General features: G+C 39.0%; 12 protein-coding genes. 1 reads left to right on the plus strand and 11 read right to left on the minus strand.

The features are described from left to right. Nucleotides 1-46 precede the first annotated feature (46 nt). From Q763_RS10710 to Q763_RS10760, 11 genes are all read right to left on the minus strand, one after another. Nucleotides 47-571, minus strand: coding sequence for a hypothetical protein (locus Q763_RS10710; RefSeq protein ID WP_035134079.1), 525 nt, complete (start codon nt 569-571; stop codon nt 47-49). A gap of 33 nt (nt 572-604) precedes the next feature. Continuing rightward, on the minus strand, nt 605-1,624 hold the full coding sequence (ruvB, locus tag Q763_RS10715; protein WP_035134081.1) for a Holliday junction branch migration DNA helicase RuvB: 1,020 nt from the start codon (nt 1,622-1,624) through the stop codon (nt 605-607). Between the two features lie 24 nt (nt 1,625-1,648). Beyond that, nucleotides 1,649-1,951 (minus strand): GNAT family N-acetyltransferase, encoded by a 303-nt coding sequence (locus Q763_RS10720; RefSeq protein ID WP_035134083.1) that lies wholly within the window; start codon nt 1,949-1,951, stop codon nt 1,649-1,651. Between the two features lie 86 nt (nt 1,952-2,037). After that, complete coding sequence (locus tag Q763_RS10725; RefSeq protein ID WP_035134085.1) at nt 2,038-3,831, minus strand: cytochrome c oxidase subunit I; 1,794 nt, start codon at nt 3,829-3,831, stop codon at nt 2,038-2,040. 37 nt (nt 3,832-3,868) lie between these two features. Further along, a complete protein-coding gene (locus Q763_RS10730) occupies nt 3,869-5,038 on the minus strand; it encodes a cytochrome c oxidase subunit II (RefSeq protein ID WP_035134087.1) in 1,170 nt (389 codons plus the stop codon). 18 nt (nt 5,039-5,056) lie between these two features. Continuing rightward, a complete protein-coding gene (locus Q763_RS10735) occupies nt 5,057-6,457 on the minus strand; it encodes a hypothetical protein (protein WP_035134089.1) in 1,401 nt (466 codons plus the stop codon). A 25-nt stretch (nt 6,458-6,482) separates the two neighbouring features. Further along, nucleotides 6,483-7,028, minus strand: coding sequence for a c-type cytochrome (locus Q763_RS10740; RefSeq protein WP_035134150.1), 546 nt, complete (start codon nt 7,026-7,028; stop codon nt 6,483-6,485). 7 nt (nt 7,029-7,035) lie between these two features. Further along, on the minus strand, nt 7,036-7,560 hold the full coding sequence (locus tag Q763_RS10745) for a DUF3341 domain-containing protein (RefSeq protein ID WP_035134090.1): 525 nt from the start codon (nt 7,558-7,560) through the stop codon (nt 7,036-7,038). 5 nt (nt 7,561-7,565) lie between these two features. Next, nucleotides 7,566-8,984, minus strand: coding sequence for an NrfD/PsrC family molybdoenzyme membrane anchor subunit (nrfD, locus tag Q763_RS10750; RefSeq protein ID WP_035134092.1), 1,419 nt, complete (start codon nt 8,982-8,984; stop codon nt 7,566-7,568). Nucleotides 8,985-9,022: 38 nt separating this feature from the next. Then, complete coding sequence (locus tag Q763_RS10755; RefSeq protein WP_035134094.1) at nt 9,023-12,082, minus strand: TAT-variant-translocated molybdopterin oxidoreductase; 3,060 nt, start codon at nt 12,080-12,082, stop codon at nt 9,023-9,025. A gap of 33 nt (nt 12,083-12,115) precedes the next feature. Then, complete coding sequence (locus Q763_RS10760) at nt 12,116-13,441, minus strand: cytochrome c3 family protein (RefSeq protein WP_035134096.1); 1,326 nt, start codon at nt 13,439-13,441, stop codon at nt 12,116-12,118. A 216-nt stretch (nt 13,442-13,657) separates the two neighbouring features. Between Q763_RS10760 and Q763_RS10765 the strand changes: the two genes are divergently transcribed. Beyond that, nucleotides 13,658-14,047: an SPOR domain-containing protein gene (locus Q763_RS10765; protein WP_035134098.1), complete on the plus strand. Its 390-nt coding sequence runs from the start codon at nt 13,658-13,660 to the stop codon at nt 14,045-14,047. The last annotated feature ends 4 nt before the right edge of the window (nt 14,048-14,051 follow it).

Here is a 14,051-nt window from a genome sequence, read left to right on the forward strand (position 1 = left end):
CAAGTTCACCCTCAAAACAATAAAAAAGCCGCTGTTAGCGGCTTTTTTATTGTTTTATATTATCTACGTTTACATAGAAGTATTGTATACTGTCTTTATACCGTTTCATACTTTTTTTGATAAGCTTATCCTTAAACTTAGCATACCTCGCAAAATAATAAAAGGCATAATACTTTTTAGAAGCATCAAGTTTAAGCGTTTCACCTCCCTGAATGGTTTCAAAAACTTTGTTTACATCTCCGTCAAACTTCATATCATACATGCTAAGAGTATCCTTAACCTGAGACTTCATTTCAAAAAAAACATCCATATAGTACGGAAACTCCATATAACAGGTTCCGGCTTTAAGTTTTTGCATCTGCCTGTTTAAAACAATAAGATTAGGCTGACCTGTTTCAAGATACTGAGCCTGTAAGTCGCTTTTTATAAAATACAAATCTTCCTGAGGTATACCTACACTCTTTGCATACAATTTGATTTCGTCTTTAGTATATGCATCGGCTATACCTTTGTAAGAAAGAAGCGCAACAACTCCTACCAATAGTAAGGATGGAATTAAAAATCTTTTCATTAATAATTATATTGGTTGATTAATAGTTAAATGCTAAAACAATCCTCCCTGCGTCATTCTAATCTTACCCAGATGCTTGTATGCTTTCTCGGTAACTTCCCTGCCTCTTGGCGTTCTTACTATAAATCCTTCCTGAATAAGGAAAGGTTCATATACTTCTTCAATTGTCTCTCCGCTTTCAGACACTGCTGTTGCCAGTGTAGATAAACCAACAGGTCCACCTTTAAACTTATCGATTATAGTATTAAGTATCTTATTGTCCATTTCATCAAGACCATGAGCATCTACATTAAGAGCCTTAAGTGAATATCTGGCTATCTCAATATCAATTTTACCGTTACCTTTTATCTGAGCAAAGTCACGAACCCGTCGTAAAAGTGCATTGGCAATACGGGGTGTACCACGGCTACGACCTGCTATTTCAATAGCAGCTTCCATAGTAATAGGCATTTTAAGTATGGCAGAACTACGCTCCACTATACTCGTTAAAAGTTCGGTAGTATAATACTGAAGTCGGCTTGAAATACCAAAACGGGCACGCATAGGCGCCGTTAATAAACCCGAACGGGTTGTAGCCCCAACCAATGTAAACGGGTTAAGACCTATTTGAACGGAACGGGCATTAGGCCCCGACTCAATCATTATATCTATTTTAAAATCCTCCATAGCCGAGTAGAGATACTCCTCCACAACCGGACTAAGACGGTGAATCTCGTCAATAAAAAGTATATCCCTTTCATCAAGGTTGGTAAGCAATCCGGCTAAATCGCCCGGTTTGTCTAAAACAGGTCCTGAGGTGATTTTAATACCCACTCCCAGCTCATTTGCCAGTATGTTTGCCAAAGTGGTCTTACCAAGCCCCGGGGGACCGTGAAACAGGGTATGATCTAAAGCCTCATCACGAAAGTTTGCCGCTTCCACAAATACCTTCAGGTTTTCCAATACCTGATCCTGACCTGTAAAATCATCAAACGACAGGGGTCTCAGCTTTTTCTCTAAATCAAGCTCTTCGGGATTAAAGTTTTTATTAGTAGGATCTAAATTCTCATTCATACGGCAAATATAATTTAATTAGGCTCACATTTGATAACCTTCAGACAACACATCATTCCACTGCGGATTATCATCAATAAAATGCGCCACATAAGAACAGGCCGGCACAACAATTAAATTGTTTTCCCTGCAATACGCCAGGCTCTTCTCAACAAGCTTTGCCGCAATGCCTCTTCCTCTTAAATCAACAGGAACTTCGGTATGGTTTAAAAACATTTTTTTGCCGTCGGTATAGAATTCCAAAAAAGCAATATTATCCTCATCCACAACCAGTTCAAACTGATTCATGTTTTTATTAACACTAAAAGTATAATCGTCTGCCATCATATCATTTCTTATTTTATATAAAAATAAGCATTTAAACAAAAAGCCTCCCTGTTAGGAGAGGCTTTTATTATGATATGTACCATTTATTAATGGTGTAACTGTTCTTCGTTTGGTTTCATCGGTACAGTTTGAGGTACGAAGTCTTCATCGTGACCTGGTTTACTGTAGTCATATGGCCATCTGTAAACTTCAGGAATTTCACCTGGCCAGTTACCGTGAATGTGCTCAACCGGAGTAGTCCACTCAAGAGTGTTAGATCTCCATGGGTTTTGAGGAGCTTTTTTACCTTTAAAGATGCTGTAGAAGAAGTTCCAAAGGAACACTAACTGGAATGCAGCACCAATAATAGCAAACATTGTGATGATAACGTTAACATCTGCAAGGTCATCAAACAATGGGAAAGCAGAGTTAGTATAGTAACGTCTTGGAAGACCCGCCATACCTATAAAGTGCATTGGGAAGAATACTCCGTAAGCACATACTGCTGTTACCCAGAAGTGAATATAACCAAGGTTCTTGTTCATCATAGTACCGAACATTTTAGGGAACCAGTGGTAAATACCGGCAAACATACCGTATAGAGCAGAGATACCCATTACTAAGTGGAAGTGAGCCACAACGAAGTAAGTATCGTGAACGTTAATATCAAGTGTACTGTCACCAAGGATGATACCTGTAAGACCACCAGTGATGAAAGTAGATACAAGACCAATAGAGAATAGCATTGCAGGGTTCATTTGCAGATTACCTCTCCATAGTGTTGTAATATAGTTGAATGCCTTAACAGCCGACGGAATCGCAATAAGAAGTGTTGTAAAGGTAAACACAGAACCTAAGAACGGGTTCATACCTGATACGAACATGTGGTGACCCCAAACGATTGTTGAAAGGAATGCAATTGCAAGAATAGAAGCAATCATCGCACGGTAACCAAAGATTGGCTTACGTGAGTTAGTTGCAATAATTTCAGATGTAATACCTAATGCAGGTAGTAATACAATATATACCTCAGGGTGACCTAAGAACCAGAATAGGTGCTCAAATAATACCGGAGAACCTCCCTGGTAATGAAGAACGTCACCAGCAATAAAGATATCTGAAAGGAAGAATGAAGTACCGAAACTTCTATCGAATATTAATAGTAATGCAGCAGAAAGTAATACAGGGAACGAAACTATACCGATAACAGCAGTAATAAAGAACGCCCAGATTGTAAGAGGTAGTCTTGTCATAGACATACCTTTTGTTCTAAGGTTAATTACAGTTACCACATAGTTAAGTGATCCCATAAGTGACGAAGCAATGAATATTGCCATAGATACTAACCAAAGTGTCATACCTGCACCAGAACCACCAATTGCCTGCGGAAGTGCACTTAAAGGAGGGTATATTGTCCAACCTGCTGAAGCCGGTCCAGCCTCTACGAATAGAGAGATAACCATGATTACAGAAGAAAGGAAGAATAACCAGTATGATATCATGTTCATGAAACCTGATGCCATATCCCTTGCACCAATTTGTAACGGAATAAGAAGGTTACTGAAAGTACCACTCAAACCTGCAGTCAATACAAAGAATACCATGATGGTACCGTGAATGGTTACAAGCGCCAGATATATATCGTTACGCATTACTCCACCCGGAGCAAATTTATCTCCTAAAAGAACTTTAAAAATTGTGAAAGACTCTTCCGGCCATGCAATTTGCATACGGAATAATAATGACATCACAATACCAATAATACCCATAACTACACCGGTAAGCAGGTATTGCTTAGCGATCATTTTGTGATCTATACTAAAGATATACTTCGTGATGAAGGTCTCTTTGTGATGCCCATGATCATCGTGACCGTGTATTTCGTGTCCTACTGCTGACATATTTCTTTAATTTGAATATTTAAAAAGAATTATTTTATTATTTATGGTCTACTACTGTAGAATCGATTACAGTTGCTGCCTCTTGCTCTTCAGTAGCAGGAGCAGGAGCCGCCTCAGCCGGAGCTTCACTAGCCTGAGATTCTTTTACAGCTGCACCAAGTGTTTTTTTCTCACCTAACCATTTATTAAAGTCGGCTTCATCCTCAACAACAATCTTCATTTGCATGTTGTAGTGAGAAGCACCACAAATTTTGTTACAAAGAAGTAAGTAGTCAAATGTATAAGGAGAAAGCGCTTCACCACCATCAGCAATTAAATCAGCACTTTTCTCAGATCTGATTTTGTTAATGTTAGCTACTTTATCCATGATTTTTGGATCTAAACGCATCTCTTCAGTTGTGATTGTAGGAGTAAAGGCAAACTGTGTTACCATACCAGGTACTACGTTCATTTGAGCTCTGAAGTGAGGCATGTAAGCAGAGTGAAGTACGTCCTGAGAACGGAACTTAAATATAACCTGCTTACCTTTTGGTAGGTGAAGTTCTGTAGACTGGATATCATCCTGAGCATTTGGATCAGACATATCCACACCTAAAGTATTAACACCTTCAATATATCTTACGTTAGCTTTACCAAGCACACCGTCTTCACCGGCATATCTTGCTTCCCAGCTAAATTGTTTAGCATAAAGCTCAACAACAATAGTATCTTCTTTATTTTCATCAACAAACATGATGTTTGTCCAGGCATAAAGACCGTAAAGAATAAGACCTGCAAGTACAATTACCGGGATAATTGTCCAAACAAACTCCAGTTTGTCGTTATCTGCATAATAAAAAGCAACCTGTCCTTTTTTACCTCTGTATTTAAATGCAAAGTAGTGTAAAAGGAACTGAGTAATCGTTTGTACAATAAAAATTAATACTAACGAAATAGTCATAAGGTTATCATACTGCGGACCATGCTCTGATGCAGGAGTACCTAATGCAAGGTGACCCCATTTTACAAGAGAGTATATAGTGAACACATAGATGAAGCCAAGAAAGGCAAACATCAGGTAACCATTTACATTATTATCTCTATCATTAGCAACTTCTGAATCGCCGTTAACAGCTGTGCCGATTTGAGTTAAATCAAATATTTTAGTTAATTGCCATATTGCAATGCCTAATAAAACTAAAACTATAACTATCAATAAACTTGTCATCTGTTTATTCTTTAAATATTAATAATGAAAATGCTTACTTTCTTCAATCAGCGGGTTACGCTTAGCTAGTAACGGCGCTTTTGAAATGGCACTGAACACAACAAAGATAAACAATCCCATAAAGAATAGTATAGAACCTATCTCACCAGCTCCAATGAACCACTGGTCACCAACTGTTGCAGGCATAATCATATTGAAGAAATCAATATAGTGACCGCAAAGGATGATTGTACCTGCAAGAACTACAATCCATGTAAGACGTTTAAAGTCGGTATTAACAAGGATAAGTACAGGCAGAACAAAGTTCATAACAACCATACCAAAGAAAGGAAGATTATAGTGTTCAATTCTTGTTACGAAGTAAGTAATCTCTTCCGGTATATCAGCATACCATATAAGCATGAACTGAGAGAACCATAGGTAAGTCCAGAATACACTGAAACCAAACATGAATTTAGCTAAATCGTGTATGTGGCTTGTATTAACATACTCTAAATAACCCTGAGATTTTAGGTAAAGAGTAACCATTGCGATAACAGTAACTGCACTTACAACAAAACTTGCAAACACATACCATCCGAATAGCGTACTAAACCAGTGTGGGTCTACAGACATGATCCAGTCCCAAGACATGATAGACTCTGATACGATAAAGAATACAAGGAATGAAGCCGCAGCTTTAAAACTCTTCTTAAAGTTCAGGTTATCTGATGCCTCATCCTGAGCTAAAGAAACTTTTCTTGCATACTGACGGTAGAAAATCCATCCACCCATGAAAAGTGCAGCTCTTATAAGGAAGAAAGGACCGTTAAGGTAGCCCGATTTACCCTGAATTAAGTGATCGTGAGCAACCACATCTTTGTCCATCCATACGAACAGGTGGTGTGATCCCATAACACCTAATACAAGTAATAAAAATACTATAACAGCACCTGGGATAAGGTAAGCAGATATACCTTCCATAACTCTAAACAGTACAGGAGACCATCCTGCAGATGCAGCGTTTTGGATAGCATAGAAAGCTAATGCCCCAAGTGAAATTAACATAAAGAATAAAGCCGCTACATAAACACCAGCCCAAGGCTTGTTTTGTAATTGCTGTAAAACGTGTTTTAAATGATGAGTGTGTTCATCATCATGTGCTTCATGAGCATCTGCTCCGTGAGCATCATGTGCATCGTGACCCGCTGCTGCATGAGCATCTTCAGAGTGAGCTGTATTAACATGAGCATCTTTAGCATCATGGTGCTCTGCGCCTTCAGCGTGAGCATCACCGTGATGGCCGTGTTGACTGGCTAATATTGCCTCAACATCATTGATATCTTTTGGCGCAGTAAAAAAACTATAACCGATCCCCAGAACACCTACGATCATAAGGATGAAAGAAAAAGTTTTTAATTTACTTGAAAATGTATACATATTTTATGCTTTCAGTGTTCTACAATTATAATTCACTCCTAAGTTTCATTACATAGTGAGCTACCTGCCAACGTTCTTCCTGACTTAACTGGTTAGCATGAGACCCCATACTATTAAGACCGCAAGTAACTACATGAAACACACTTCCTTCAGTAATTTGCCTGTCTTTGTAGTTAGGCACACCAAGGAATTTTTCTCTTTTTACCAGATTTCCTTTACCATCACCTTTATCACCGTGACAAACTGCACAGTAAATTGTGAAAAGCTGTTCAGCTCTTGGTAAGTCAACTTCAGCACTGTCAAGAGGAGATACTAAGTTAGCTTTAGCTAATTCGTAACCTTCAGTACTATTTTCATATTCGTATGGAGTAAATCCTCTTGGTATAGATCCTTCAGCAGGGAGCTGACCTTCTTTACCGTTAGCGAAAGTTGGAACCTCAGAATAAGTTTCATAAGGAACCGGCTCATACATATTTGGAAAATACTGGTAGTTTGGACGTGATTTATCGAAGCAGGAAGTAGCTACTGCCGACACACATGCCAATAATGCTATTTTATATAATGCTTTCATATCTCTCTTAATGCTTTTCAATTACTTTTACTTCCACAGCTCCTGTGTTCTCAAAGAATGAAACCATCTGGTCTACATCACCGTGAACAGAAACTTCCATTAAAAAATGGTCATCTGTAGTTCTTACATCCGGGTTCTCTGCTTCTTTAAATGGCCATAATTTACTTCTCATATAGAAAGTAATTACCATTAAGTGAGCTGCGAAGAATACTGTCATCTCAAACATTACCGGTACGAATGCAGGCATGTTTTGAATGAAACTGAAACTTGGCTTACCACCAATATCCTGTGGCCAGTCTACAATCATAATGTAGTATAACATAGATGTAGCAACAGATAAACCTACTAAACCATATAAGAAAGAGCAAATAGCTAATCTTGTAGGAGCAAGACCCATGGCCTTATCTAACCCGTGAACCGGGAAAGGTGTATAAACTTCTTCAATGTGATGATGAGCAGCACGCGTTTGCTTAACGGCATCCATCAGGATATCATCATCATTGTATAGTACATGTATAACTTTATTACTCATGATTCTTAATGATTATCTGAATGTGAATGATTGTTGTGTCCTTCCTGATCTCTTAATTTCTTGTACTTCTCACTTGAAGACTTCATGATAGATTTCACCTCTGCCTGTGCAATTACAGGGAAGCTTCTTGAATAAAGTAAGAATAATACAAAGAAGAAACCAATTGTACCAATGAAGAAACCTGCATCTACAAATGTAGGCTGGAACATAGTCCATGATGATGGCAGGTAATCTCTGTGCAGTGAGGTAACGATAATTACGAAACGCTCAAACCACATACCGATGTTTACCACGATAGAGATAATAAACGATGCCATGATACTAGTTCTGATCTTTTTAGACCACATAACCTGTGGAGAAACAACGTTACAAGTCATCATTAATAGGTATGACCACCAGTAAGGACCTGTTGCTCTGTTAAGGAATGCATATTGCTCGTATTCAACTCCTGAATACCATGCAATAAATAACTCAGTAATATAAGCTGTACCAACAATCGAACCTGTAATCATGATAATGATGTTCATAAGCTCAATGTGCTGTATTGTAATGTAAGCTTCAAGGTTTGATACCTTCCTCATAATGATAAGAAGCGTGTTTACCATCGCGAATCCTGAGAAGATCGCACCGGCAACGAAGTATGGAGGAAGAATTGTAGTGTGCCATCCCGGTATAACCGAAGTAGCAAAGTCAAACGATACGATAGTGTGTACAGAAAGTACAAGAGGAGTTGCTAAACCAGCAAGTACAAGAGAAACCTCTTCAAAACGCTGCCAGTCTTTTGCTCTACCACTCCATCCAAAACTAACGATCGAGTATACTCTTTTTGTGAAAGGAGTTACAGCTCTGTCACGAAGCATTGCAAAGTCAGGTAATAAACCTGTCCACCAGAAAACAAGTGATACAGACAGGTAAGTAGAAATTGCAAATACGTCCCAAAGTAGAGGTGAGTTAAAGTTAACCCAAAGTGAACCGAACTGGTTAGGAACCGGCATTACCCAGTAAGCTAACCAAGGGCGACCCATGTGGAATACAGGGAACATTGCTGCCTGAATTACCGAGAAAATGGTCATCGCCTCTGCAGAACGGTTAATCGCCATTCTCCACTTTTGACGGAATAATAATAATACTGCTGAAATTAGTGTTCCGGCGTGACCGATACCAACCCACCAAACGAAGTTAGTAATATCCCAGGCCCAGCCAACTGTTTTATTTGAACCCCAAGTACCGATACCTGTTCCAACTGTGTAAGCCACACAACCTACACCCCATAGGAAAGCTGCCAAAGCGATCGAGAATACAATCCACCATTGCTTATTTGCCCTGCCTTCCACCGGTGCTGCAACATCTACTGTTACATCGTGAAAATTTTTATCACCTATAACTAAAGGTTTTCTAATGGGTGCTTCGTAATGAGACGACATAATCCTTTATATTGTTTCTTATTAATACTTATTTGATTTTAGGTGTTTCTTACTTTAACCTGGAAGAATACGTTAGGCTGAGTACCTACATGCTCCAGTAGGTGATACATCCTGTCATCTTCTTTAAGTTTAGTAACTGTATCCTCCGGATTGTTGATATCCCCAAATACAAGTGCTCCAGATCCACAAGCTTCTGAACAAGCTGTTGAGAATTCATCCTTAGCAACCGGACGACCTTCTCTCTTAGCTTTTAAGATTGTTGCCTGAGTCATTTGTAAACATAGAGAACATTTCTCCATTACACCTCTAGAACGTACGTTAACATCAGGGTTAAGAACCATACGTCCTAAATCGTCATTCATATGGTAATCAAACTCACTGTTCTTGTTGTAAAGGAACCAGTTGAAACGACGCACTTTGTAAGGACAGTTGTTAGCACAGTAACGAGTACCCACACAACGGTTATAAGCCATGTGGTTTTGACCCTGACGACCGTGTGATGTAGCCGCTACCGGACATACAGTTTCACATGGTGCGTGGTTACAGTGCTGACAGAATACCGGTTGGAATGCAACCTGTGGATTTTCTGCCGGATCTTCCATAGCATTAAATGTACTGATAGAGTTCATTAAGCCGGAAGTATTCTCTTTAAGCTCTACATCCTCTGCAAAAGTCTCTTCAGAAGAGTAGTATCTGTCGATACGTAACCAGTGCATATCACGGCTTCTTCTAACTTCAGACTTACCTACAACCGGAACGTTGTTTTCAGAGTGACAAGCTATAACACAAGCTCCACAACCTGTACACGCATTAAGGTCAATTGATAAGTTAAAGTGGTGACCTACTGTTCTGTCAAAAGACTCCCATAAGTCAACCGAAGTAGAAGCTACTTCACTGTGATCTAAAGAAACCTGAGGAACTTCATTCCATTCAGAAGCATCTTTAGTATTGAATATCTCAAGGGTAGTTTCTTTTACGATATCCCCTCTACCCATTAATGTTTTTTGTAACTGTAAACAAGCAAACTCGTGGTCACCGTTTCCTTTAGAGATTTTAGCCGACTGGAATGAGTTGAAGTTTTTGTACACAGGATAAGCATTGATACCCACCTGCATTTCCTGCTTCATTGCCGCTGTACGACCATAACCTAAAGAAAGACCTAATGTACCTACTGCCTGACCCGGTTGGATCATAACAGGAACTTTTTCAAGTTTTATTCCGTTTACCTCAAGAGTCGCATAGCTACCGTTAAGACCACCATTAGCAACATGGTAGTTTTCAAGCCCAAGCTTTTCAGCATCAGCTTTAGCAACTGTTACATAGTTATCCCAAGATGCTCTTGTGATTGGATCAGGGAACTCCTGTAACCATGGGTTGTTAGCCTGTTGACCATCACCCATACCTGTTTTAGTATAAAGTACAAGCTCAAAATCTCCTGTAGCTTTAGCACCTGCTAATGCGCTTGCAGCACCACCAAAATCGGCAGCACCTGCAGTAAGAGCAGGAACGTTTTCTGAAACAGAAATACCATCATGAACTAATTGGTTCCATGATTTTCCTGTAAAGAACTCAGAAGAAGAAGCTTTTAAATATTCGTAGTAAGATTGTGAGTTACCACTCCAGCTTAATAAAGCATCCTGAAGTTGTCTTGTATCAAACAAAGGACGGATAGTTGGCTGAGTAACACTGTAAGTACCTTTTGTGATAACCACATCACCCCAAGACTCAAGATAGTGAGGGGCAGCAGCAGCTACAGTAGTATGAGCTGCGGTTTCATCCTCTTTCATAGAGAATGCAACAGAAAGTTTTACCTTACCTAGAGCCTCTTTAAATTCAGCTCCGTTTGGTAAAGTATACACAGGGTTAACACCGCTCATGATAAGCGCACTAACACTTCCTGCTTTAATATCATTGATAAGCGCCTGTACCTGTTTAGCATCACCTTTACGGGTGTAACGAGCCTCTTCCGGCTTGAATGCCTCACTTTGAAGCGCCTGGTTAATTGCAATTACAAGAAGCTGAGCATTAACATCATCTAAACCTGTCATAACAACACCTTTAGATCCGGCATCTTTTAACTGCTTAGCAGCCTTCTTAACCTCTGCAGCATATTTCTCACCTACAGCAGGAACGCTTACAGAAGAACCTGTAACTTCATTATATAAATGAACTAATGCGTGTTTTTGTTGAGTAACAGTTAAAGGTATACGCTTATCTGCATTAGAACCTGACAGAGTAAGATTTGCCTCCATCTGGATATGCTTAGACATTTTACCCTGTTTCGGGATACGCTTACCGGCATAACCAGTATCATACCCTCCACCTTGCCAGTCACCCAGGAAATCTGCTCCAACAGCAACAATAACATCAGCACTTGAAAGATCGTAATTAGCTAAAGCCCTCTCACCATAAACAGCTTGATAAGCATCAAGAGCTTCAGACGAAGAAACTGAATCATAAACAACATGCTTAAAGTTCGCATATTTAGCACCAAATTCAGCAATAAGCTTATCTGTAGACGGGCTAGCCATAGTGTTAGTTAATAAAACTACCTGACCACCGCTTGCAGCAGCTTCTGCTAAACCAGCTTTAACCCTGGTATCAACCTCTTCCCATGAAGCCGGCTTACCAGCAACCATAGGCTGCTTTAAACGCATGCTGTCATAAAGAGAAAGAACAGAGGCATAAACCCTTGCGTTAGCACTAATGCCCGAACCAGGCATCCTGTTATTCTCAACCTTAATTGGCCTACCCTCACGGGTTTTGATTAATATGTTTGCAAAATCAAAACCATCCGCTATTGTAGTTGCATAGTAATCTGCAACACCCGGAATGATTTCCTCTGGTTGAACCACATAAGGAATCGACTTAATTACTGGTCCTTCACACGCTGCAAGAGAAGCTGCAGCAGTACTGAACCCGACATATTTCAAAAAGTCACGACGGCTTGTTGAAGAAGAAGACATAGCCTCTTCATTACCAAGAAATTCATCAGTAGGAATCTCCTCAACAAACTCATTGTTTCTTAGCGTCTCAACAATAGAACTGTTTTCGTTCAGCTCCTCAACACTTTGCCAGTATTTTTTGTTTGATGCCATGTTGTATATAGATATTAGCTTCTTAAAAATTGATTAATAGTGACATTTTCCACACTCTGTACCTCCCATGTTGGCAGCTGTAAGTTTCTGCACACCATATTTCTTAGCAAGTTCGTCGTGGATTTTTTTGTAGTAGTCATTACCTTCTACTTTCACATTTGTCTCACGGTGACAGTTAATACACCAACCCATTGTTAATGGAGCGTTTTGTTTCATAATCTCAAACGTCTCAACAGGACCGTGACATGTTTGACATTCAACACCAGCTACAGAAACGTGCTGAGAGTGGTTGAAGTAAACAAAATCAGGAAGATTATGAATCCTAACCCATTTAACCGGTTTAGTTTTACCTGTGTATTGTTGTGCAGATTTATCCCAACCTACAGCGTCGTATAGTTTTTGGATTTCTGCAGTATAGAATTCTTTCGAATATTCAACATAAGTAGAATCTTTGCTACCTGTAAACTCAGAGATGTTTTTATGACAGTTCATACAAACATTAAGAGACGGTATACCTGAAGTTTTACTTACTCTTGCAGAAGAGTGACAGTATTTACAGTCGATACCGTTTTCACCTGCGTGAATTTTATGAGAGAAATGTATTGGTTGAATTGGTTCGTAACCCTGATCAACACCAATTTGCATTAAGTAACCATAAAGGAAGTAAGCACCCGATAATAATAAAAGGATTGAAGTAACCAATACAAGGAACTGGTTTCTTGCATAAGCCTGCCAGAAAGATATTGTATTTCCTTTTTTAGAAACATCAACTCCGTTTGCAGCAGCAACTTTTCTTAATGTAGTGTTCACAAGAACAAGCATAACAATAAGAACTAAAAGAACAAGAACAAGCGCCCCAAGAATTAGATTATTAGAAGCTCCACCTTCTTGAGCGACAGGTTCACCTCCAGGAGTCTTTTTCTCAACAACAGGAGCAGGCTCAGACGTATAAGCAAGGATATTATCTATATCCTCATTAGAAAGCTGCGGAAACGCAGTCATCACCTGATTATTGTTTTCTGCAAACAGCTTTACAGCCGCCGCATCACCTGATTTAATCAGCTCACTACTGTTACGAACCCATTTGTAAAGCCACTCACGGTCATGCTTCTCAGAAACACCCCTTAGAGCAGGACCTGTCATTTTAGCATCAAGCTTGTGACATGCAGCACATAATGAATTGAACAATTCTTTACCTTTTGCCGGATCTCCGGCACCTGCCGAAGCCGCAGCTTCCTGACCTGCATCAGCCGCCGGAGCAGCATCTTGCGCGTAAGAAGCAAATGAGAATGAGAGCGATAAAGCTAAACAGAAAAATAAAATTCTCGAAAACGAAGTATGGTTACCCACTTTTTTCATATTAAAAAATGATTATCGACTTAAATTGGTATAGTTTTTAAGGGTATATTTGAATGAATCTATATACTTTTTTAAAAACTCCCACAAAAATACGACTTATGTACTATTCTCAAACCTTAATTAAATCTTAAAGCATAATTTATAACAATTCTAAATAAATATATTCTAAAGAGATTTTGTAATAAATTGTAATTTTGCATCCAAACCCTATTCATTATGAGAATTTTAAAAATAAACGCCCTAAAAATAGCTACAGTTTTTCTTACTTTTTATTCTTTAGAAAGTACTGCCCAACAACAGGAAAATCCTATTTCTCAGGACCCCAAATTTGAGCAATTACTAAATGAAAAAAGAAAACTGAATTCAAACATCGATATTAACGACCGATACAAGATTCAGATTTATTATGGCGAGAACAGCAATGCCAGAAAAACATTAGCTGAATTTAAAAAAGAATACCAAGATTTAGACGGTACAATAATATTTGAAAGCCCAACCTACAAAGTATGGGTAGGCAGCTTTAAATCACGTATAGAAGCAGAAAGACAGCTTGTAAAGGTAAAGGAGAAGTACCCTTACGCTCTTTTAATAAAACCAAGTAAATAACAGC

The sequence above is a fragment of the Flavobacterium beibuense F44-8 genome, from assembly GCF_000769915.1.
Lineage (GTDB): Bacteria > Bacteroidota > Bacteroidia > Flavobacteriales > Flavobacteriaceae > Flavobacterium > Flavobacterium beibuense.

What these genes read in the sequence shown, in the direction of transcription:
- Q763_RS10740 (WP_035134150.1), bottom strand. Translation starts at nt 7,028, where the DNA reads ATGAAAGCATTATATAAAATAGCATTATTGGCATGTGTGTCGGCAGTA.
- Q763_RS10725 (WP_035134085.1), bottom strand. Translation starts at nt 3,831, where the DNA reads ATGTCAGCAGTAGGACACGAAATACACGGTCACGATGATCATGGGCAT.
- Q763_RS10765 (WP_035134098.1), top strand. Translation starts at nt 13,658, where the DNA reads ATGAGAATTTTAAAAATAAACGCCCTAAAAATAGCTACAGTTTTTCTT.
- Q763_RS10710 (WP_035134079.1), bottom strand. Translation starts at nt 571, where the DNA reads ATGAAAAGATTTTTAATTCCATCCTTACTATTGGTAGGAGTTGTTGCG.
- Q763_RS10735 (WP_035134089.1), bottom strand. Translation starts at nt 6,457, where the DNA reads ATGTATACATTTTCAAGTAAATTAAAAACTTTTTCTTTCATCCTTATG.
- Q763_RS10720 (WP_035134083.1), bottom strand. Translation starts at nt 1,951, where the DNA reads ATGATGGCAGACGATTATACTTTTAGTGTTAATAAAAACATGAATCAG.
- Q763_RS10730 (WP_035134087.1), bottom strand. Translation starts at nt 5,038, where the DNA reads ATGACAAGTTTATTGATAGTTATAGTTTTAGTTTTATTAGGCATTGCA.
- Q763_RS10755 (WP_035134094.1), bottom strand. Translation starts at nt 12,082, where the DNA reads ATGGCATCAAACAAAAAATACTGGCAAAGTGTTGAGGAGCTGAACGAA.
- nrfD (WP_035134092.1), bottom strand. Translation starts at nt 8,984, where the DNA reads ATGTCGTCTCATTACGAAGCACCCATTAGAAAACCTTTAGTTATAGGT.
- ruvB (WP_035134081.1), bottom strand. Translation starts at nt 1,624, where the DNA reads ATGAATGAGAATTTAGATCCTACTAATAAAAACTTTAATCCCGAAGAG.
- Q763_RS10745 (WP_035134090.1), bottom strand. Translation starts at nt 7,560, where the DNA reads ATGAGTAATAAAGTTATACATGTACTATACAATGATGATGATATCCTG.
- Q763_RS10760 (WP_035134096.1), bottom strand. Translation starts at nt 13,441, where the DNA reads ATGAAAAAAGTGGGTAACCATACTTCGTTTTCGAGAATTTTATTTTTC.